Origin of the sequence: Kitasatospora sp. NPDC093806 (genome assembly GCF_040683335.1) — a bacterium.
Taxonomy (GTDB): Bacteria; Actinomycetota; Actinomycetes; order Streptomycetales; family Streptomycetaceae; genus Kitasatospora.
Genome location: NZ_JBFBDO010000099.1, coordinates 1 through 20833, shown reverse-complemented (window position 1 = coordinate 20833; position 20833 = coordinate 1). Strand labels below are relative to the sequence as shown.

The following is a 20833-nucleotide window of genomic DNA, read 5'->3' as shown; positions in this document are numbered from 1 at the left end:
CCTCCCGGCCGTCCCGGCCGTCGACGGTCAGCCCGACGTGCCGCGGCGTCCGTACGTGCGGATCCGGTAGCGCGGACCGGTCGTCGAGGTCCGCGCCCCGCCGTCCTCGACCACCGTCCAGGCGGGGCCGATGGCGGGGGCATACGTGTCGCCCGGGACCGAGAGGTCGATCTCGGTGACCGACAGGACCTCGGCGAGGTCGACGGCCTGGCGGTAGAGCTGCCCGCCGCCGATCACCCAGGTCTCGGCGCCGGTGCCCGGCCCGGGCACCTCGGCCGCGAGGCGCAGGGCCTCGTCGAGCGACCCGGCGCGGTCCGCACCGTCCGCCGACCACCGCGGGTCACGGGTCACCACGATGTTGCGCCGCCCGGGCAGCGGGCGGAAGCGCGGCGGGAGCGACTCCCAGGTGCGGCGGCCCATCACCACGGGGCGTCCGAGGGTGGTCGCCTTGAAGTGGGCGAGGTCCTCGGGCAGGTGCCACGGCATCGTGCCGTCCGCGCCGATCACGCCGTCGGGCGTCTGCGCCCAGATCAGTCCGATCCTCATACCGCGACCGGTGCCTTGATCGCCGGGTGGTGCCGGTAGTCGACGACCTCGACGTCGCCATAGGCGTAGTCGAAGAGCGACTCCGCCTTCCGCAGCCGCAGCTCGGGGAAGGCGAACGGCGTGCGCGCGAGCTGCTCGGTCACCTGCTCCACGTGGTTGTCGTAGATGTGGCAGTCACCGCCGGTCCAGATGAAGTCCCCCGGCTCCAGACCGACCTGCTGCGCGACCATGTGCGTGAGCAGGGCGTAGCCGGCGATGTTGAACGGGACCCCGAGGAACAGGTCCGCGCTGCGCTGGTAGAGCTGGCAGGAGAGCCGGCCGCCGGCGACGTGGAACTGGAACAGGGCGTGGCACGGGGCGAGCGCCATCGCGTCCAGCTCGCCGACGTTCCAGGCCGAGACGACCATCCGGCGCGAGTCCGGATCGGTGCGCAGGGTGTCGAGGACCTGGCTGATCTGGTCGATGTGCCGACCGTCCGGGGTCGGCCAGCTGCGCCACTGGACACCGTAGACGGGGCCGAGATCGCCGTTCTCGTCGGCCCACTCGTCCCAGATGGTGACGCCGTGCTCGCGCAGCCAGCCCACGTTGGAGTCGCCGCGCAGGAACCACAGGAGCTCGTGCACCACGGACTTCAGGTGCACCTTCTTCGTGGTGACCAGCGGGAACCCCTGCGAGAGGTCGTAGCGCAACTGGTGTCCGAACACGCTCCGGGTACCGGTCCCCGTCCGGTCGGCCTTGGCCGTCCCGGAGGTGAGCGCGTGCTTCAACAGGTCTTCGTACTGGGTGTCCACCACGAGCGCCAAGTGTACGGGCCCGCCGCGTTTGCCCTGGTCCGGGCCCCGAAAAGCCCCTTCCACCGCCGTGCCGCCGGTGGTCAGGCGGGCCCGGCCGCCGCGAGCAGGCGCGGCGGAAGGTAGGGCGAGCGGACCCGGACGGACCAGCCCCGGCTGCGGCGGGCGTGGCAGACGAGGGCGAGGACGTCGAGGCTGAGCGCGGCGCCGGGCTCGTCGGCCCGGTCGCCGACCGAGTGGTGATCCCGGTGGGCCTCCAGGGCGTCCAGCAGGGCGAGCTCGAAGCCGGTTTCGTCACCTGCGACGAGCTGGGAGAACAGGACCACCGGGGGAGCGGGGAAGACCGCCCGCTCTGCGGCGCGCTCCGCCTCCTTGAGGGCGCGCTCGGTGGCCGGGAGCGGATCGGCCCCACGGAGGTGGTCGTGGAGGGCTTCGCGGTACGCGGCGAACGGGGAGCGGTCCTCGGCGGCGATCGTCGGTCCGGCCAGGACGAGCGCTTCGAGGTCCTCGGAGCTGCCGGTGATCAGGGCGTAGGACAGGGCGGTCTGCCAGAAGGCCGGGCCGAAGTCCCGGTCCCGGCAGGCGGGGAACCGCAGCGTCCGGCCCTCGATCGCCACCTCGGCCTCGGTGCCCGCCTCGGCGAGCGCGGCCCGGAAGGCGGCGGCCCCGAGCCGGGAGCCGAGCCGCAGGTGGGAGAGCTGCGCGTCGGTGGCGTCGGCGGACTGGGACGCGCTCGCCATGAAGAGCCAGGTCTGGTAGCGCAGCGCGCTCGTCAGCTCCCGGGCGTCCAGCGGCTCGCCCTCCCCGGGGGTGATGGCCTCCTGGGTGCGCCGCTCGAACCGCGCCTCGCTCTCCGCGCTGAACGGCGGGTCGAGGGGCGGCCGTTCGAGGTCGACGGGCCCGGCGGCGAGCTGCGCCACGGCGTCCGGCCGCGGCCGGCGGCCGAGGCCGTGGACGCGGGGACCGGGGGTCTCGAAACCGGTGACCAGGGCGTGGGGGAGGTAGTCGGTCTCGACGGCGGGCGACCAGCCGTGGGTGCGGTACGCGAGGGCGGCGAGCGCGATCGGGAGGAGCGGCAGGAGTCCGGCGGGGCCGGTGCCGTGCGGAGCGTCCCGGAGGAGCGCGAGCAACGCGGCGTCGAACGCCTCGCGGTCCCGGTCGGTGAGGGCACGCAGCGCGCGCAGCCCGGGCTGCGGCTCGCCGTGCGGCGCGGCGGCGTGGTCGCCGGCGGGGAGGCCGGCCTCCTCGAAGAAGTAGGCCACGAAGCCGTCGACGAGCTCCAGGGTCGGGGTGACCCGCCCGCCGGGCATCAGCTGCCGGGCCCAGCAGAACGCCTCGCCGTAGGGGGAGACCCGGTCCGAGACGATCGCGAGGCAGAAGGCGTCGAGCCACTCCCGGGCGCTGACCTGGTGCAGGGAGTCGCGTTCGAGCCCCTCCTCACGCTGGTAGCTCATCCCGAAGTTCGGGTAGTCGAGGAAGACACTGAAGCTCTCGCGCGGGTAGTAGGCCGCGAAGGAGACGGCGCCGCACGCGGCTTCCGTGGCGTCCTTGACGATCGCCTTGGCCTCGGGGGAGCCCAGGTCGGGCCGGGTGGTGGACAGGGCGCCGAGGTAGTCGAGGAAGGAGTCGGCGATCAGCTGCCACTCGATGGTGGCCATCAGCCCGGCCCGCGAGTAGGAGTGGACCTGCCGGCCGATCCGGTCGACGAAGCCGGCCCCGGCCTTCGCCAGCCGCTCCCCGTCCACCTGGTGACGCTCGATCCGCACGGTCCTGCCTCCTTGATCGTCGAACTGGCCCCAGCCTAGCCAGGGGGTCCGACAACGGGCCCCGCGGGCCGCGGTCACCTCGGGTCCGGGTCCGGTGGTTCGGTTTTCCGAACCCCCGATCCGGGTGCGGGCACGATCGATCGCCGCGATCCGCCCGCCGAGGATGGCGGTATGGACGGAACGACACAGACCACCGGCGCCGAACCCGCCGCCCGGGCCGACGACCTGCACCGCGAGTACGGGCGGGGGCCCGCCGCCGTACGCGCCCTGCGCGGGGTGTCCGTGGCCTTCGCGCCCGGCACCTTCACCGCGGTGATGGGGCCCTCGGGCTCGGGGAAGACCACCCTGCTGCACTGCCTCGCCGGGATGGACCGGCCCACCCGGGGCACCGTCCGGTGGGGCGGCACCGAGGTGTCCCGGCTGCCCGAGCGGCGGCTCGCCGAACTGCGGCGCAGCCGGGTCGGGTTCGTCTTCCAGGCCTTCAACCTGATGCCGGGCATGACGGTCGCCCAGAACGTCGAGCTGCCCGGACGACTGGCCGGGGAGCGGCCCGACCGCAGCCGGGTGCTGGACGCGCTCGCCCGGGTCGGCCTCGCCGGGCGCGAACGGCACCGCCCCGGGCAGCTGTCCGGGGGTCAGCAGCAGCGGGTGGCGATCGCCCGGGCGCTGGTCCGCGGCCCCGAGGTGCTGTTCGCCGACGAGCCGACCGGCGCCCTGGACCGCTCGACCGGCCACGAGGTGCTCGCGCTGCTGCGGTCCGGGGTGGACCGGGACGGCCGGACCTGCGTCATGGTGACCCACGACCCGGTCGCCGCCGGCTACGCGGACCGGGTCCTGCTGCTCGCCGACGGACTGCTGGTCGACGAACTGGACCGGCCCACCGCCGCCCTGGTCGGCGAGCGGCTGAGCCGGCTGGGCGGGTGAGCACGATGACCTCCCTCGTCCTCGGGCAGCTGCGCCGACGGCCGGCCGCGTTCGCCGGTCTGGCGGCCGCGCTCATGCTCGCCGTCGCCACGGTCACCCTGTTCGGCTCGCTGTTCGCCGCCGACCTCGCCACACCGGCCGGCGTCCGGACGGCGACCGGCGGACCCGGGCTGATGCTGATCGCCGGCGCGTTCGGCGAGATCGCCGTCCTGGTCGCCTTCTTCGTCGTGGTCAACACGCTGGGCTTCGCGCTCCGCCAGCAGCACCGCGAGCTGGCCCTGCTGCGGACCGTCGCGGCGACACCGCGCCAGGCCCGGCGGCTGGTGCGCGGCGAGGTGGTCGCCACCACCCTGGCGGTGGCCGGGCCCGGCTGGGCGGTCGGCGCGGTGGCGGCCCGTCACTTCCTCGCCGCGCTGCAGCGGCGCGGGATGGCGGCGGCCGAGGTCCGGGTACCGGGAACCGTGGTGCCGATGCTGGTCGCGCTGGGGGCGACGCTGCTCGTCGGGCTGGCCGCCGCCGCGGTGGCCGCCCGGCGGATCTCCCGGATCCCGCCCGCGGCCGCCCTGACCGCGAGTTCGACGGAGCACGCCCGTACGGGGGCGGTGCGGCTGCTCGCCGGGGCCGGCGTGGCGGTGGGCGGCGGTCTGCTGCTGCGGCTCTCCGCGACCCGGCCCGCCGACCAGGTGGACAAGGCGGCGCAGGCCGCGCTGCTGGGTTCGCTGGTGCTGCTGGTCGCGGTCGCCCTGGCGGGGCCGGTCGCGGCGCGCGCCCTGACGGCCGTCCTGGGCGCGCCCCTGCGCCTGGCGGTCCCCGGGGCGGGGTGGCTGGCCGACGCCAATCTGCGCGGCCACGCGCGGCGCCTGTCGTCCGCGGTGGTGCCGGTCGCCATGCTGGTGGGGCTGTCGGGCACCATGTCGATCATGACGTTCATCGCCGGGCGGGCCGCGACCGCGGCGCGGGTCAGCGCCGCCGCCGGCGGATCCGCGGCCGCTACGACCTCCGCCACTGCGGCCACCACTGCGGCCACCTCCGCCACCTCCGCCACCGACATCTGGCTGCGGCAGGCCGAACTGGGGATGCTGGTCTGCTTCGCCACCGTCGCGATCGTCAACACCCTGGTCGCGGTGACCGCCGACCGGCGGCGGGAGTTCGCCCTGCTGCGGCTCATCGGCGCGACCCGGGCGCAGCTGCTGCGCATGCTCACCGTCGAGGCCGTGCTGACGGCGGTGCTGGGCGTACTCCTGGGCGCGCTGGTCGCGGGAGCCGCGGCGTCGGCGTTCAGCTTGGCCGTGACCGGGTCGGCGGTGCCCGCGGTGCCGGTGGCCACCTGCGGGTGGATCACGGCGGGGGCGGTGGCCCTCACCGTGCCGGTGGTCCTGGTCACGGGGCGCTGGGCGGTCGCCCGACCGGCTGCGGAGCTGATGGACGGCAGCCGTGACTGAGCGCGGCGGGACCGGCGGGGTTGGTGAAGACAGGCGAACCGGCGCCGACACCGACCGGCGGCGCTACTGGGCCGTCCGGCGCGGGGACGTAGCCTTCGCGCTGCTCGGCCTGCCGGTCGCGCTGCTCGGCGGGCTCTACGCGATCGCCGTGCTCTACGCGGGCGTGCTGCTGTCGCTGACGGTGATCGGCCTGCCGTTCGTCGTCCTCGCCCTGCTGGGCGCGCGGGCACTCGGCGCGCCGCACCGATGGCTGGTGGACCGGCTGCTCGGCGAACGGGTCGAGGCCCCGACCCGACGGCCGGCCCCCGCGGGGATGCTGGCCAAGGGACGGGCGGTGCTCACCGATCCGGTCGCCTGGCGGGTGCTGCTCTACCTGGTGCTGCGGCTGCCCCTCGGCGTGCTGGGATTCGCGGCCGCCGTCCTGCTGCCGCTCGGCAGCGGGTGGCTGATCGGCTTCCCGCTCTGGATCCGGCTGCTGGAACCCGCCGCAGCCCGGTCGACCGGCTGGCCGGAGGCCGTCGCCGTGCCGCTCGGCCTGGTCCTGCTGGCCTCGGTGCCGGGCGCGATCCGGGCACTGGGCGCGGTGAACCGGCGGCTGGCCCGGACCCTGCTCGGACTGGTGCGCGTCCAGCAGCGGGTGCGGCAGTTGGAGGACGCCCGGACCGAACTGATCGCCGCGAACACGGACCGGCTCCACCGACTGGAGCGGGACCTGCACGACGGCACCCAGGCACGACTGGTCGCACTGGCCATCACGCTCGCGCTCACCGAGGACGCGCTCGGCCCCGCCGCACCACCGCCGGTCGCCGCCGGCGGCGCCGGATCGCCCCCGCCGGAGCCGCCGGCGCCCGGCACACCGCCGGACCGCGACCGGCTGCGCGCCCTGCTCACCCGGGCCCGCGGCCAGACGGACGACACCATCGCCGAACTCCGGCTGCTCACCCGGGGCATCCGTCCCGTGACGGCGGCCGGCGGGCTCGGCGAGGCGCTGCCGGGGCTCACCGAGACGTCCCCCGTACCGGTCGACGTCCGGCTCGACCTCCGCCAGCGCCCGGAGCCGGTCATCGAGCAGACGGTCTACTACTGCGCCGCGGAACTGCTCACCAACATCGCCAAGCACAGCGGGGCCCGGACGGTCGAGCTCGCGGTCACCGCGGCCGACGGCCGGGTCCGGCTGCTGGTGCGCGACGACGGTCGGGGCGGCGCCACCCCCGGCGACGGGAGACTCGGCGGCGGGAGCGGCCTGACCGGGCTGGCCGAGCGGCTGGCGGCGGTCGACGGGGTCCTGCGGGTCGACAGCCCGCCCGGCGGTCCCACCACGATCACCGCCGATCTGCCGGCGGGCCTGTGAGGAACCCTCAGGCCTCCTGCTCCGCCAGGTAGGCGAGCACCGCCTTCACCCGCCGGTTGTCCGCCTCGGTGGCCGGCAGGTCGAACTTGGTGAACACGGCGGCGACGTGCTTCTCCACCGCCCGCTCGCTCACCACCAGCAGCGTGGCGATCGAGCGGTTGGAGTGGCCCTGCGCCATCAGCTCCAGCACCTCGCGCTCGCGTGGCGTGAGGGTGTCCACGCGGCGCCTGCGCCCGCCGCGCATGAGCCGGGTGACCACCTCCGGATCGAGCGCCGTGCCGCCGTCGGCGACCCGGCGCAGCGCGTCCGTGAACTCCGAGGTCCGGGAGACCCGTTCCTTCAGCAGATAGCCCGTCCCGGCGGCGCCGCCCGCCAGCAGCCGGGCTGCCCAGGCCGTCTCGACGTGCTGGGAGAACACCAGGACGCCCACCCCGGGGGCGGTGGCCCGGATCTCGACGGCGGCGCGGATGCCCTCGTCGGTGTGTGTGGGCGGCATCCGGATGTCCACCACGGCCACGTCCGGCCGGTGTTCGGCGACCGCGGCGAGCAGCTCGGGCGCCGTACCGACGGAGGCCACCACCTCGCACCCCCGCGCGTCGAGCAGTTCCACCATGCCGTCCCGGAGGATGACGGAGTCCTCGGCCAGTACCACGCGCAACCGCTTCTCGATCATGGAATCATTATGGGCGCGCCGGATCCGGCCCGGCCCCGCGTCACCCCCGGTCGGGCGTCACCCCCGGCGACGTTGCCCGGCGTGCCGCTGTTCCGTGCTCCGGCGGGGCCGGGGACACTGGACGGCGTGACTGACGAGCGCGAGATCCTGAGCTACCAGACCTTCGGCGATGCGGTGCGCGAACTCGCGCAGACGATCGCCGATGACGGATACGAACCCGACCTCATCCTGAGCATCGCCCGCGGCGGCGTGTTCGTCGCGGGGGGCCTGGCCTACGCGCTGGACTGCAAGAACATCCACCTGGTGAACGTCGAGTTCTACACGGGTGTGGGCACCACCCTCGACATGCCCGTCATGCTGGCGCCGGTCCCCGCGGCGATCGACTTCACCGACAAGAAGGTCCTGATCGCCGACGACGTCGCCGACACGGGCAAGACGCTGAAGCTGGTGCACGACTTCTGTCTCGACCACGTCGCCGAGGTGCGGTCCGCCGTCGTCTACGAGAAGTCGCACTCCCTGGTGAAGTGCGAGTACGTGTGGAAGCGCACGGACGCGTGGATCAACTTCCCGTGGTCGACCGAGCCGCCGGTCCGCCGGCGCGAGGGCCAGACGCTCGACGCCTGAGCGGAGCGCCGCCGTCGCCGCCCCCCGGCCGACCCGGGACGGGGCAGAGGGGCGGCGACGGCGGCCGTGCGTCAGGCCTTGGTGCCGGTGGTCGAGGTCTCGGCGCGCTGCTTGGCGACCAGGCGGTGGCGCAGGGCGGCGGAGGCGGGATCGGCGTCGACCTCGCGCCAGCGGCGGCGGTCGAAGCCGGGCGTGTCGGCCCACTCCTCGGCGGCCTCCACCAGGGATTGCCAACTCTGCCGGAGGGTCTGCAGGTTGTCCGCCCGGTGCCGGTCGTCGGGGAACTCGGCCAGGCGCTTGAGCATCGCGTCGGCGCGGGCGGCCGCGGTGCGCACGAGACTGGACAGCGCCCGGGCGGCGCGCTGCTCCGGGCTGCCGAACGAGCTGTCCCCCTCCATCGGGCTGATCTGCTCGCGCAGGAAGGCCTGGACGGCCTGGACGTCGGCCTGGGTGAGGTCCACCGCGTAGTGCAGCGGCTCGGTGGGCGGGGTACTGGTGTCTGCCACGGGGGTTCCTTGGTCGCGGGAAGGCTGCCGGACGTGTCGTCACGCCGCGTCTGTCGCCTCGGACATGGCATGTCTATCCGATGTGACGGCATTTGACGGGGGTTTCGGTCGGACCGGTCCCACGCGCCCGGCTGGTAGCCCCCGACCTCAGACGTGCAACTGCGCGGCGAGCGCCTCGGCCACCTTCCGCAGCGGTTCCCCGGTGAGCGCCCGGTCCAGGTCGGAGGTCTCCGTCCCCTGACTGACCAGCAGCGCCAGATCACCCTTTCCGGTGACCGCCCGCCGCGCGATGCCGACCGAGGCGGCCCCCGGGGTGGTCCTGGCCTCACCGGGGGAGGGCTGATCGGTGGACACCGCGGTCAGCTGGTCGACCGTCAGCCGACCGGCCCGCTGGAGGTAGGGCAGTGCCAGGTTGACCGCGATCTTCTCGGCCGGCGCGGCGAGCACCCCGATCTCCACCGGCGTCGCCCCGGCCGTGTACGAGCACCACACCTGAACGCTCTCCGGCCGCACCTCCTGACCCGGCACGACCTCGGCCCGCACCGGGGGCTCCGCCCCGCCGGCCGGCGCGACCGCCCGCTCGACCCCGGCCGCCTTCAACGCCCCACCCAGGTCCAACCCGAACGGACACGCCGCGCCCGCCCCGTGCCCGGCCACCACCGCCTTCACCTTCCCGTACGACAACTCCGCACCGCCACCACCCGGCCCGCTACCCGTCCCGCCCCCGGACGAACAGCCGGCGCCACCGAACAGGAGCCCCACCGAGGCGAACAGAACGACAACCGTCCTACGGTCACAAGTCATCCCCCCACCCTATGAGCCGGCGCCGGCACGCCTGTAAATCGCATGCGATCTCCGCCCGGCCGTGCTGGGATCAATCGCTGTGAATGCCTACTTTTCCGATGAAGCCGACGTGCTGGACCGGATGGAGCGGAACCTGGCGGAACACGCCTGCCACCTGCACCGGACCATGGCCGGTGCGACCGTGACGGAGCCGGGTGATCTCCTGATCGCGGACAGCGGCCTGGACGACGACACGTTCAACATCGTCGCCGCGGCCCGCCTCACCGGTCCCGACGCCACGGCCCGCATCGCCGAGACCGCTCGGACGCTGGCCCGCACCGGCCGCCGCTTCTCCTGGTGGGTGGGGCCCGCGTCGAAACCGTCGGACCTCAGGGCCCGCCTGACGGCGGCAGGCCTGCCGGAGTCCGAGCGCGAGACGGCGATGTGGGCCGCACTGGACGGCGCCCTGCCTCCGCCCGCCGTCCAGGGGCTGTCCATCCAGCGGGTGACCACGTCCGAACAGCTCGCCGACTACGCCACGGTCCTCGCCGCGAACTGGGACCCGCCCGCCGACACCGTCCGCCGCTTCTTCGCCCAGGCCGCCCCACAGGCCCTGGCCCCGCACTGCCCGGCCCGCTACCTGGTCGGCTACGTGGAGAACCGCCCGGTCTGCTCCGCCGAGGTGTTCCACCACGCGGGAGTCGCCGGCATCTACAACATCTCCACCCTGGCCGGCCACCGCCGCCGCGGCTACGGCGGCGCGATCACCCTCGCCGCCCTCCACACTGCCCACGACCGGAACCACCACATCGCCGTCCTCCAAGCCTCCGCCGCCGGCGCCCCCGTCTACCGCCGCCTGGGCTTCCACCCCTGCGGCCACTTCACCGAACACACCGTCAACCCCTGAGCCGACCACCCGTCGTCACCCACCATCTGCCGACCCCGAGAGCAACACTGCCGCGTCACGGTCCATGCGGTCCAGGAACGCGATCAGCCGTGCCTCCGAACGAAGGAGCCGCTCTCGCTGCTCCGGGGGGAGCGAGACGAGGGCGTCGACCAGCTGCCGTTTCCGCGGGACGTGCACGAGCTGGCTGGCGTAGGTCCTGCAGTCCGGACACCAGACGAGTCCGATGCAGCGCTCGAACGTCGAGGACTCGGGAGGATGGAACCGGTACTGGTACGAGCGAACGGCCGTCCCGCAGGCGGCACAGATCCGCCGGTCACCGTCGGGGACTGTGTCCCAGGCCGCGACCTTCCGCCAATACCACCGCCCGGCCTCTGCCCTTCAAGTCGTCATGCCGAACATTCTTCCTCATGGGCACCCTGTGACCCTCAAGGACGACCATTGGAGGCTCGCCGACCCAATGGCGGAGGGGAGCAGGGCGCGCAAGACTGGTTGAGGGGCGTCCTGTACGACAGGAGGGCCAGCCATGTCTTTCGGACGTCGAGGAAGTCTTGGACATTCGTTACGGCTGTTGGTTGCCGGAGGCCTGATCGGCGCAGGGCTGGCGGGGGTCGCGCCGTCCCACGCCCAGGCGATAACCGGCGGCAACACGGTCACCGACAATTCCTTCGATTTCGTCGCCAAGGTCTCGTACGTCGGCGGGACCTTCTGCACCGGCACCCTGATCAGAAGCAACTGGGTGCTCACCGCGGCGCACTGCGTGGGAGGCGTGACCAACCCCGGCGACATGTCCGTGCGCGTCGGCACCAATGTCAACGGCTCGGGCGGGCAGGTCAGGAAGGCCGTAGAGCTCTACTCCTATCCCGGCTACACCGGCGGGCACAACGACGTGGCCCTGCTGAAACTGGAATCCCCGGTGACCGGCATCGCCCCGATCAGCTTGGCCGATCCCGGCCAGAGCTTCCGGTGGGACGGCCGCCAGGGCGGCCCGTTCACGCAGTACGACGACGGCGTGATCGCGGGATGGGGCCAGAACGGTGCCGGACAGTACCCCAGCCGGCTCCAGTTCAAGGGCGTGTCCATCATGCCGGCCGAACCGGACGGGATAGGGCTCAAATCGATCCCGACCAGCGGAGGCCCTTGCCCGGGCGACAGCGGAGGTCCGCTGATGGTCAACGTCAACGGCGAGCTCTTCCAGGTGGGCGTCATGAAGGGCCAAAACTGCTCCACCACCGCGAACTACAGCGAAGTCGGCGCCGGCTACCTGCAGACCTGGATCCTGAACCACCTCTGACCGACCTGACCGAGCCGGTGGCACCACGTATAGTGCGCCGTGTGTTCAGCAGATCGAGAAGACCGGAGGCTTCCAAGGAGGCGGAACCGGCGACCTTTGAGAAGGTGCGCGCCGCGATCCTGACCTCGCTCGACTTCGCCAACCTGGACATGGAGTTCCCCCGCATCGTGGACTGGCTGAGCCAACTGCCAGAGGCGGACCGTGACCGTCTCCTCGCGGAGCTGGAGACCGTCGCCGCGACCGACGCGGCCCGCCGCGCCGATGCGACGTACCTGCTGGAGGACCTCGGCCTGCGCCGTGTCTGCTGGCAGCAGCTCTGAAGGCCGCTCTCGATCTCGCTCGGCGAGTTGCGGTCGGTTCTCGCCGATACTTGCTCCGCTGATCGACGGCCCGTTCCTGCGGAACCCGCCGACAAGCGGTGCTGCCCCTTTCGGGGTCGCGTCACCAGACCATGCCCCGCCGCTTGCTCACCACGCCCTGGCGGCTCGGGTCCGTCTCGACCTTGGACCTGGTCGCCGCGAGCCCCCGCGCGATGTGGAACGCCTTCGCCGGGTCGAAGCGGTCGGTCCAGGGAGCGGCGCCGCACCACGGGCCGAGCAGCCGGAACTGGTCAAGCGCGGCCTTCCACATCCGTGCCCGGACCAGGTGGTGGGCCAGCAGGTGTCGCAGTTCCGGGAGATGCGGGTCGTGTTCGGGAATCAGCGCGAGTGCCTTCGTGGCGGTCTTCAGCCGTCGGCGTTCGAGCAGTGCCCTGAACGGTTCTTCCAGGGGGTGGGACATCCCCCGCTCGTACAGTGCTCGCAGGATCAGGCCGGCCAGCGGGCTGCCCGTGGGAGCGTTGCGCACCGCGCGGCGGGCGAAGCGCATCATCGCGCGGTCGGAGCCGTGCCATTTGGCGCACCAGTACTGGAGCGCCTGCCAGTGCGCTTCGTAGTGATGCGGTGCCCGGGTGGTCAGTTCGGCCCAGAGCTTACGGAACTGCGAGTGCCGGTACTTCGCGCCACGAGCGGCAGTGATCATGACCACCCAGGGGTTCGGGTTTGCCGGGTCGAGCAGGGCGGCCCGGTGAGCCGCCTCTATCGCTGCGTGAAGTTGGGCACGGAAGTTCGCCATCGCCGCCCTGGGTACCTGGCGGGTGGTGCCGCTGCCTCGGGTCTGCCAGGCGCGTTGCACCATGAGATGCGCCTCTACCACGGCTGCGTCGCAGCAACCGGGCTCGGCCATGCGCCACTTCCGCAGCCAGGCGTCGTCCGTGTGGGCGATCGAGACCAGCACTCCCACGCGCGACCAGCGTTCGTCCCAGTCCTGCCCGGCCGCCGCGACGTACCGTGCGGCCGGCCTCCAGTCGTCCTTCCACGCGGCGTCGGCGATCGCCTGCATCTCCCGCATCCGAGAGGCGCCCGGGGGCGGCCCGGCCCGGTCCGGCATCAGCGCGGCGCGCGGAGGCATCCCGTAGGCGGTCGGGTCGAACTCCGTCTCGATCCGGCGCCGGGTCCGGTTGGCGGCGAGGCTGGTTGAGGCGGTGATCACGACGATCGCCGCAACGAGGACCACCGCGAACACTTCTGAGGACACAGCGGCTCTTCCGTTACGTGGATGAAGGCGGCCGTTCGACCACGGCGCATCATGACACACCCGAAGTGCGTCCGCTCGGCCCGATTGACGGGTGGTAGGGCTTGGAGGGTGCCGTGCTGAACGCGTACTTCCACTGCGGGTCGGGAGTCCAGCTTGGCCCCTGCTGTTGTCAGGTCTCTGCCTTCGTGTCTTCTGTTGTTGTTTGGATGCCTTGGAGGATGAGGTCGAGGGTGGTGTGGAGTTGGGTGGTGAGGGGGGTGGGTGGGGTGGTGGGTGTGGTGTGGGTGGGTGGTGCGCACCAGCGGTAGAGGGTGCCGAGGTAGAGGTCGCGGAGGGTGTTGCCGATTTGGTGGGGGGTGTAGTGGGGGTTGAGTTCGCCGTGTTGGATGCCGTGGGCGGCGATGGTGGCGAAGAGTTCGGCGAGGTAGGGGTCTTCGAGGAGGGGTCGGCCGGCGCGGACCCAGGCCATGAGGAGGGCGTTGGTTTCTTGTTGGTGGTTTTCGTTGAGTTGGCCGAGGGCGGTCATGCAGGTGCGGAGTTGGGTGATGGCGGTGTCGGTGGGGGTGGTGGTGGTGTTCATGGTGGTGAGGAGTTGGTCGCGGCGTTTTTCGCCCCAGGCGCCGAGGAGGTCTTCTTTGCGTTGGAAGTAGTTGAAGAAGGTGCCGCGGGCGACGTCGGCGCGTTCGGCGATGAGGTCGATGCTGGTTTCGTCGTAGCCTTGTTCGGCGAAGAGGGTGATGGCTGCGTCGTAGAGGCGTTCTTTGACTTTTTGTTTGTTGCGTTCGCGGCGGCCGAGGGGTGGTGTGGTGGTGTGGGTGGGGGTCATGGGGTGGCTCCTGGGGTGGTGGTGGGGTTGGCGGGTTGGGTTGGTGCACTTCAGTTTATCTATGTGGTGTAGTTGAAGTTGGTTGTGGGTGTCTCGGTTTGGGGTCGGTTGGGGGTGGGTGGGTGGTGGTTGGGTGTCGGGGGGTGGTGTGTGGGGGGTGTGGGTGTCTGGTTTTTGATGGTTTGTCGGTTTTGTGTTGGTGGTGGTGTGGGTTTGGTGGAGGGTTGTGGGTGGGGTCGGTAGGTTGGTGGGTGGGGGGTGGGCCCGAGGTGGTTAGGTGTGGTGTCGTGGACGTTTTTTGATGGTTTGTCAGGTTTGTCGGGTCTGGGTTGGGGGGTTGGGGGATGGGTGGTGTGTGGGGTGGTGCTGGTGGTGTGGTGAGGTTGCTTGGTTTTTGGGGTTCGGAGGGGGATGGGGGGTTGCCGGATCCTGGTGGTCTGGTTGATGTGGGGTGGGATGAGGGGGAGCGGCGGTGGGTTGCGGAGTATTTGGGGCATGGGTTGGTCGCGGGTTCGTGGATGGGGGTGTCGAGGTGTCGGTTGTGTTCGTGTGTGAATGGTTCGCGTGATCTGACGGATGGTTTTTATCTGTGGCCGGAGGGGTTGGCGCATTACGTGGTGGTGCATGCTGTGAGGTTGCCGGCGGAGTTTCTCGGGCATGTGGGGCGCAGGCTTGAGGTGTTGGAGGGTCTTGAGCGGGATTCGTCGTGGTGGCGGGGTTCCGGGGGCCGGTAGAGGGTCTGGGGTGGCGGGTTGAGGCTTGCGCGGTTCTTGTTGCCGTGAGGTCTGGGTGGTGGCGGGTGTGTGGGGTCGTGGTGGTGCTGTGGGTCGTCCGGCATCGGGTGGCGGTGGGGGCGGGGTGGCGCGGGGTCGGGTGTGTTCGGGTGCGCCGGTTCTGACGGTGTGGCGGGTGGGGCGCGGCGGGTCGCGGGTCGGGTTGGTTCGGGGTGTGCCGGCGGGTCCTCACGTGGTTCGGGTGGGGACAGCGGTCGGGGCTGTGTCCGCGGTGGCTTGTGTGGGTGGGCGCGGCTGGCGCTTTCTGGGATGGTCCGTGTCCGTGTGTTCCGCTTCGGGCGGCGGGTTTGTGGCGGGCGGGCCGGAGTCGGTGTGTGGACCGGTGGGTGTGGTCGGCGCGTTGGTTGGGGGTGTTTTGGGTTCGCCGTCTGGGGGCTGGTGTGCGGGCCGGCTTGTCAGGGCTTCCCGTTGTGGGTTGAGCGGCCGGGCTCGTGCCGGCTGGTTGTGGCGGTGGGCGGGGTGGTCTGGTGGTGTCTCGGGTGGTGGTGGTCGGTGCTTGGGGGTGGGGTTTTGGGGGGTTGTCAGGTGATGGTGGTGAGGAGGTGGTGGAGGGGTTCGGGGCCGAGGAGGCGTCCGGTGGTGAGGGTGAGGCCGTAGGTGGTGTGGAGGTGGGTGCGGATTTGGGTGGCCATGAGGGAGTCGAGGCCGAGGTCGCGTAGGGGGCGGTGGTGGTCGAGGTGGTGTTCGGGGATTTCGAGGAGGTGGGCGATGTGTTGGATGAGGGCTTGGGCGGGGTGGGTGGGTTGGGTGCCGACGGCAGCGGTGGGTGTGGGTGTGTGGTGGTGGGCGGGGGTGATGGCGGGCGTGGGTGCGGGGATGGGGAGTGCGGGTGCGGGTACGGGGATGGTGCGGGTGTGGTGTGGGGTGGGGTGGGTTTGGAGGGTGATGGCGAGGAATTGGGCGAGGAGGGTGCCGTCGGGGTCGAGGAAGAGGACGTCGGCGTGGGTGTGGTGGCGGTTTCGGGTGGGGCGTAGGCGGGCGAGGGCCCAGAATTCTTTGGTGGGGGTGGTGTGGATGCGGATGGTGTCGATGTGGGTGGGGGTGTAGGTGGTGGTGGGGCGGTAGGTGGTGAGGAGGGTGAGGAGTCCGGCTTCCCAGGTGGGGGCGTGGGTGACGCGGATGCGGGTGGCGTCGGTGTCGGTGGTGGTGGGGGTGTGGGGTTGGTGGTGGGGGTTGGGGTGGTGGAGGGCGGCGGTGAGGCCGGGGCGGTGCCAGGTGTGGGGGGTGGTGGGGTGGTGGGGGGTGGTGTGGATGTTGTGGTGGGTGGCGGTGGTGGTGTTGAGGTGGTGGGGGGTGAGGTAGTGGAGGTGTTGGTTGAGGGTGTGGTGGAGGAGGTGTTGGTGGTTGGGGGGTGGGGTGGTGGTGGGTTGGGGGTGGAGGGTGGCGTGGGCGCAGGGTTGGAGGGGGGAGGTGGGGGTGTGGCGGGTTTCGGCTTGGGCGTGGCGGGTGCCGTCGGGGGCTGGGGGGTGGATGGTGATGCGGAGGGTGGCGTGGGGGAGGTCGTGGTGGGTGAGGGGGGTGTCGGTGAGGTGGATGTCGGTGAGGGTGTGGGGGTGGCCGGTGGTGGTGTGGGCGGTTTCGAGGATGGCGGCGAGGTAGGTGGTGGGGGGGATGGGGCGTCGGCCGTGGATGTGGATGGTGGTGTGGTGGTCGGTGATGTTCCAGTCGGCGAGGGGGGCTTCGCGGATGTGGGGCGCGGGCCGGCCGTCGGTGGGGGAGAAGGCGGTGGTGCCGGTGAGGGGCGTGGCGGTGTCGGCGGGGTGGGTGCCGTTGGTGGTGCGGCCGGTGGTGTCGGCGAACGTGGCGGCGGGGGCGATGCCGGGAGTGCTGGTGAGGGTGGTGTCGGCGGGGGTGGTTGGGGTGGTGTGGGTGTCGGCGGGGGTGTTGGTGGGGGTGGTGTCGGTGTTGGTGTGGGGTGTGTGGGTGGGTGTGGGGTGGGGGGTGTGGCGGAGGGTGTGGGTGTCCCAGGGGTAGGTGGGGAGGTCGTGGGTGTGGGGTGGGGTGGGTCCGTACCAGTTGTTCCAGTTGATGGTGGCGCCGTGGGTGTGGGCGCGGCCGAGGGTTTCGAGGAGGGCGAGGGGTTCGGGGTGGTTGCGGCGCAGGGTGGGCAGGGTGGTGCCGGGGGCGTGGTGGGTGTGGAGGGTTTCGTCGATGGCGGTGGTGAGGACGGGGTGGGGGCTGATTTCGAGGTAGAGGGTGTCGTGGGGGGTGAGGTGGGTGAGGGCGTCGGTGAAGCGGACGCGGTGGCGGAGGTTGTTCTGCCAGTAGGTGGGGCCGAGTTCGGTGCCGGTGAGGGGGGTGGCGGTGAGGCTGGAGATGAGGGGGGTGTGGGTGGGGCGGGGGGTGAGGTGGGTGAGGGCGGTGTTCAGGTCGTGGCTGATGTGGTCCATGTCGGGGTGGTGGGAGGCGACGTCGACGCGGATGGGGCGGCAGTGGATGTGGTGGTGTTCGAGGTCGTGGGTGAGGTGGGTGAGGGCGGTGGGGGGTCCGGCGAGGACGGTGGTGGTGGGGGAGTTCTCGGCGGCGATGTGGATGTCGGTGTAGGCGGGGTTTCGGGCGAGGTGGGTGCGGGCGTCGTGGGGGGAGAGTTCGACGTGGAGCATGGCGCCGCGGCCGGTGAGGCGGCGCATGAGGCGGCTGCGGCGGCAGATGACGGTGGCGGCGTCGTGGAGGGTGAGGGCGCCGGCGACGTGGGCGGCGGCGATTTCGCCCATGCTGTGGCCGAGGCAGGCGTCGGGGGTGAGGCCTGCTTCGGTGAGGGCGGCGGCGAGGGAGACGCCGATGGCCCAGAGGGCGGGTTGGATGTGGTCGATGCGGGTGGGGAGTTCGGTGGTGTGGGTGAGGAGGTGGGTGAGGGACCAGCCGAGTTCGGTGTGGATGGCGTTGTCGCAGGCGGTGAGGGTGGTGGCGAAGGCGGGGGAGGTGTTGAGGAGGCCGCGGCCCATGCCGAGCCATTGGGAGCCTTGGCCGGGGAAGATGAAGGCGGTGCGGCGTGGGGGGCCGTAGCCGGCGTGGGCGGTGCCGCCGGCGGGGGTGGGGGTGTTGTCGGCGAGGGTGCGCAGGTGGGTGGCGAGGGTGGTGTGGGTGTCGCCGCGGGCCCAGAGGCGGTGGGGGTGGGTGTCGCGGCGCAGGGCGGCGGCGGCGCACAGGTCGCGTAGGCGGTGGTGGCGGCCGGGGCCTTCGAGGTGGTCGGCCCAGGCGCGGGCGAGTCGGGTGAGGGAGTGGGGGGAGCGGGCGGACAGGACGAGGAGTTGGTCGGGTATCGCGGCGGCCGGGGGCGCGGGCCTGGTGGTGACGGACACCGAGGCGGTGGCGCGGGCGGCGGCGTCGGCCGTGCGGGGGACGGCGGCCGGGGAGCTGGTGGCGGTGGTCGGCGCTGTGGCCGTGCGGGGGGCGGTGGCGGTGGCCGGGGCGGTGGAGCTGGTGGTGGCGGTGGTCGGCGCGGTGGTGGTGCGGGTGGTTGCGGCGGTGTGGTCGCCGTCGGCGACAGCGCGGACCGCGGGGCTGCCGGTGGGTGAGGCGGTGCCGGTGGTGGCGGTGGCCGGGGTGCTGGCGACGGCGGTGGTGGGGGCGGTGGCGGTGGCGGGTGTGGTGTCCGTTGCGCGTGGCCAGGCCGCGGGCGGGGTCCCGCGGACGGCGGTGGCGGCGGCGGTGGCCGGGGTGTTGGCAGTGGCGGGGCGGGTGGGTGAGGCTTCGTCGGCCCAGGGTGCGGTGGCGGGGTGGGTGGCCGTGGTGGGTGTTCTGGGGGGTCGTGCGGTGGCGGAAACGGCGGTGCCCGCTACCGCCACCGCCACCGCTGCCGCCACCGCCGCCGTTTCGGTTCCTGTCCGGGGTGTGGCGGTGGGGTGTGTGCCGGTTCTGGTGGTGTGGGTGGGGCCGGTGGTGCGGGCGGCTGTGGTGGCCGTGGCCGTGGTGGTGGTGGCGGTGGTTGTGGGGCGGGTGCCGGCGGTGACGGCGTGTGGGGCTTCGTCGTCCGCTCGGGGCAGGGGCAGGGGCAGGGGCAGGGGCAGGGGCGCGGTGGCGGGTACGGCCACGGCCATGGGTGCGGTGGTGGTGGCGGGGTGGGGTGTTTCGTGGGTTTTGGTGCCGGTTTCCGTGGGGGTGGGTGGGTTGGCGGGGTGGGTGTCGGTGGGGTGGGGTGGTTCGTCCGTTCGGGTTCCCGCCGTCGTTGTCGTTGTCGTTGTGGTGTGGGTTGGTGTGCCGGGTTGCGTTGCCGTGTGGGTTGGTGTGGTGGGGGTGGGGTGGGTGCCGATGATGACGTGGGCGTTGGTGCCGGAGATGCCGAAGGAGCTGATGCCGATGGTGGCGGTGGGGTGGGTGGGGGTGAGGGGGGTGTTGCGGGTGACGATGCGGACGTTGAGGTTTTCGTCGGTGATGACGGGGTTGGGGTGGTGGCAGTGGAGGGAGGCGGGGATGGTGCCGTGGTGGGCGATGAGGACGGCTTTGATGAGGCCGGCGATGCCGGCGGCGGATTCGGCGTGGCCGATGTTGGTTTTGACGGAGCCGGTGGGCAGGGGGTGGTGGGCGGGGCGGTCGGTGGCCTGGGCGAGGGCGCGTAGTTCGACGGCGTCGCCGACGGCGGTGCCGGTGCCGTGGGATTCGACGTAGTCGAGGCGGTCGGGGGTGAAGCCGGCGGAGCGGCAGGCGGCGCGGAGCATGGCGACCTGTCCGCTGACGGCGGGTTGCAGGAGCAGGCCGCTGCCGCGTCCGTCGTTGGTGACGGCGCTGCCGAGGAGGGTGGCGAGGACGCGGTCGCCGTCGCGGTTCGCGTCGGTGAGGCGTTTGAGGATGACGACGCCGACGCCGTCGCTGCGGACGAAGCCGTTGGCGCCGGCGTCGCCGAAGCGGCAGCGGCCTTCGGGGGAGAGCATGGCGCCCTGGGAGTAGGCGATGGCGTCGTGGCTTGAGAGGACGATGTTGACGCCGGCGGCGAAGGCGAGGTCGCATTCGCCGGTGAGCAGGCTCTGGCGGGCGTTGTGGACGGCGACCAGGGAGGAGGAGCAGGCGGTGTCGAGGACGACGCTGGGGCCCAGGAGGTCGAGGGCGAAGGAGAGGCGTCCGGCGGTGACGGCGCGAAGGCGGGCGCCGGCGAGGTCGCGGATGTGGGGGCCGCCGGGGTGGGCGGAGACCTCGGAGTACTCGGCGGTGGCCTGGCCGACGAAGACGCCGGCGGGGGTGCCGGCGAGGGTGGAGGGGCGGATGCCGGCGTGTTCGAGGGCTTCCCAGGCGGTCTGCAGGAGCAGGCGCTGCTGGGGGTCGAGGGTCTTGGCCTCGGCGGGGGAGATGCCGAAGAAGGCGTGGTCGAAGGCGAAGACGTCGTCGATGAAGCCGCCGTGGCGGGAGGCGGTCTTGCCGGGGGTGCCGGAGTGGGGGGCGTGGTGGGCGGTGATGTCGAAGCGGTCGGCGGGCACGGGGGTGACGGAGTCGGTGCCGGCCAGCAGGTTGTCCCAGAACTGCGCGGGCCCGTGCGCGCCGGGGAAGCGGCAGCCCAGGCCGATGACGGCGACGGCGGCGGGGGTGGCGGGGGCGTTTTTCGTGTGGTCCATGGGAGGGGTCCAACCTCTTCTCGATCCGGCCGGGAAGGCGTTTCGGCGGTGCCGTTGGACTAGCGGGATGCAAACTTACACTGACGGCCAAGTTTGACCCCAGTGTTCTTATAAGAGAACCCGCGCCCCCGCGCGCGCCGGGCCGGCCCCGGCTGCGGGCATGCGGCGCACCCTCACGACCCTTGTCCGGCAAGGGTCCTGACGCTCCGTCCGATATGACGTGACGTCAGATCCGGCATCCGGGCACACCCCGGCGAAGGGCGCGGCGGGACCCGGCGCAGGGGACGGGATGACGGCACGTCACGGGCGCGGACGGGCGCGGACGGGCGCGCGACGGCGCCGGGAGGGACACGGCGCCGGGAGGGGCACGGCGCCGGGGGCGGTGTGCGCCGGGGACGGCCGGGGCTGCCGGCGGATGGCGTGACGTGGCGTCAGGGGCGTTGCCCCGGCGGGGCGCGGGGCGCGGTGCGCCGCATGCCCGCAGCCGG

Annotated in this window: 16 protein-coding genes; 7 read left to right on the top strand and 9 right to left on the bottom strand. The window is 72.4% G+C overall.

Annotated features, from left to right (window positions below; genetic code table 11):
• Window positions 1-27: 27 nt before the first annotated feature.
• From AB0N76_RS31720 to AB0N76_RS31710, 3 genes are all read right to left on the bottom strand, one after another.
• Window positions 28-546 (bottom strand): dihydrofolate reductase, encoded by a 519-nt coding sequence (locus AB0N76_RS31720; protein WP_363563044.1) that lies wholly within the window; start codon window positions 544-546, stop codon window positions 28-30.
• A complete protein-coding gene (locus AB0N76_RS31715; RefSeq protein WP_363563042.1) occupies window positions 543-1340 on the bottom strand; it encodes a thymidylate synthase in 798 nt (265 codons plus the stop codon). The genes AB0N76_RS31720 and AB0N76_RS31715 overlap by 4 nt, the downstream gene beginning before the upstream one ends.
• Window positions 1341-1420: 80 nt before the next feature.
• Window positions 1421-3103 (bottom strand): Imm49 family immunity protein, encoded by a 1683-nt coding sequence (locus AB0N76_RS31710; protein WP_363563040.1) that lies wholly within the window; start codon window positions 3101-3103, stop codon window positions 1421-1423.
• 171 nt (window positions 3104-3274) lie between these two features.
• Here AB0N76_RS31710 and AB0N76_RS31705 point away from each other — a divergent pair, with 171 nt between their 5' ends.
• The 3 genes from AB0N76_RS31705 to AB0N76_RS31695 are packed head-to-tail and all read left to right on the top strand — an operon-like array spanning window position 3275 to window position 6820.
• Window positions 3275-4027: an ABC transporter ATP-binding protein gene (locus AB0N76_RS31705; protein WP_363563038.1), complete on the top strand. Its 753-nt coding sequence runs from the start codon at window positions 3275-3277 to the stop codon at window positions 4025-4027.
• A 5-nt stretch (window positions 4028-4032) separates the two neighbouring features.
• Complete coding sequence (locus tag AB0N76_RS31700; RefSeq protein ID WP_363563036.1) at window positions 4033-5469, top strand: FtsX-like permease family protein; 1437 nt, start codon at window positions 4033-4035, stop codon at window positions 5467-5469.
• On the top strand, window positions 5462-6820 hold the full coding sequence (locus AB0N76_RS31695; protein WP_363563034.1) for a sensor domain-containing protein: 1359 nt from the start codon (window positions 5462-5464) through the stop codon (window positions 6818-6820). Before AB0N76_RS31700 ends, AB0N76_RS31695 begins: the two co-directional genes overlap by 8 nt.
• 7 nt (window positions 6821-6827) lie before the next feature.
• Here the strand turns inward: AB0N76_RS31695 and AB0N76_RS31690 are convergent, their stop codons facing one another.
• Window positions 6828-7493, bottom strand: a complete 666-nt coding sequence (locus tag AB0N76_RS31690; protein WP_363563032.1) for a response regulator transcription factor — start codon at window positions 7491-7493, stop codon at window positions 6828-6830.
• A gap of 126 nt (window positions 7494-7619) precedes the next feature.
• Between AB0N76_RS31690 and AB0N76_RS31685 the strand changes: the two genes are divergently transcribed.
• A complete protein-coding gene (locus tag AB0N76_RS31685) occupies window positions 7620-8117 on the top strand; it encodes a phosphoribosyltransferase (protein WP_363563030.1) in 498 nt (165 codons plus the stop codon).
• Between the two features lie 71 nt (window positions 8118-8188).
• Here AB0N76_RS31685 and AB0N76_RS31680 read toward each other — a convergent pair whose 3' ends face one another.
• Entirely contained in the window at window positions 8189-8623 is a 435-nt protein-coding gene (locus tag AB0N76_RS31680; protein ID WP_363563028.1) for a hypothetical protein, read from the bottom strand.
• 147 nt (window positions 8624-8770) lie between these two features.
• Window positions 8771-9307 (bottom strand): hypothetical protein, encoded by a 537-nt coding sequence (locus AB0N76_RS31675; RefSeq protein ID WP_363563026.1) that lies wholly within the window; start codon window positions 9305-9307, stop codon window positions 8771-8773.
• 241 nt (window positions 9308-9548) lie between these two features.
• Here AB0N76_RS31675 and AB0N76_RS31670 point away from each other — a divergent pair, with 241 nt between their 5' ends.
• From AB0N76_RS31670 to AB0N76_RS31660, 3 genes are all read left to right on the top strand, one after another.
• Complete coding sequence (locus AB0N76_RS31670) at window positions 9549-10313, top strand: GNAT family N-acetyltransferase (RefSeq protein WP_363563062.1); 765 nt, start codon at window positions 9549-9551, stop codon at window positions 10311-10313.
• A 523-nt stretch (window positions 10314-10836) separates the two neighbouring features.
• On the top strand, window positions 10837-11604 hold the full coding sequence (locus AB0N76_RS31665) for a serine protease (RefSeq protein WP_363563024.1): 768 nt from the start codon (window positions 10837-10839) through the stop codon (window positions 11602-11604).
• 41 nt (window positions 11605-11645) lie between these two features.
• Window positions 11646-11924, top strand: a complete 279-nt coding sequence (locus AB0N76_RS31660; protein ID WP_363563022.1) for a hypothetical protein — start codon at window positions 11646-11648, stop codon at window positions 11922-11924.
• Between the two features lie 121 nt (window positions 11925-12045).
• On the opposite strand, the gene AB0N76_RS31655 is transcribed toward AB0N76_RS31660, so the two are convergent.
• The 3 genes from AB0N76_RS31655 to AB0N76_RS31645 form a co-directional block, all read right to left on the bottom strand.
• The gene (locus AB0N76_RS31655; protein WP_363563020.1) at window positions 12046-13179 is read right to left on the bottom strand and encodes a hypothetical protein; all 1134 of its coding nucleotides are present in this window, start codon (window positions 13177-13179) and stop codon (window positions 12046-12048) included.
• A gap of 169 nt (window positions 13180-13348) precedes the next feature.
• Complete coding sequence (locus AB0N76_RS31650; protein ID WP_363563018.1) at window positions 13349-14005, bottom strand: helix-turn-helix domain-containing protein; 657 nt, start codon at window positions 14003-14005, stop codon at window positions 13349-13351.
• Between the two features lie 1315 nt (window positions 14006-15320).
• Window positions 15321-20345, bottom strand: coding sequence for a beta-ketoacyl synthase N-terminal-like domain-containing protein (locus AB0N76_RS31645; RefSeq protein WP_363563016.1), 5025 nt, complete (start codon window positions 20343-20345; stop codon window positions 15321-15323).
• Window positions 20346-20833: the final 488 nt, after the last annotated feature.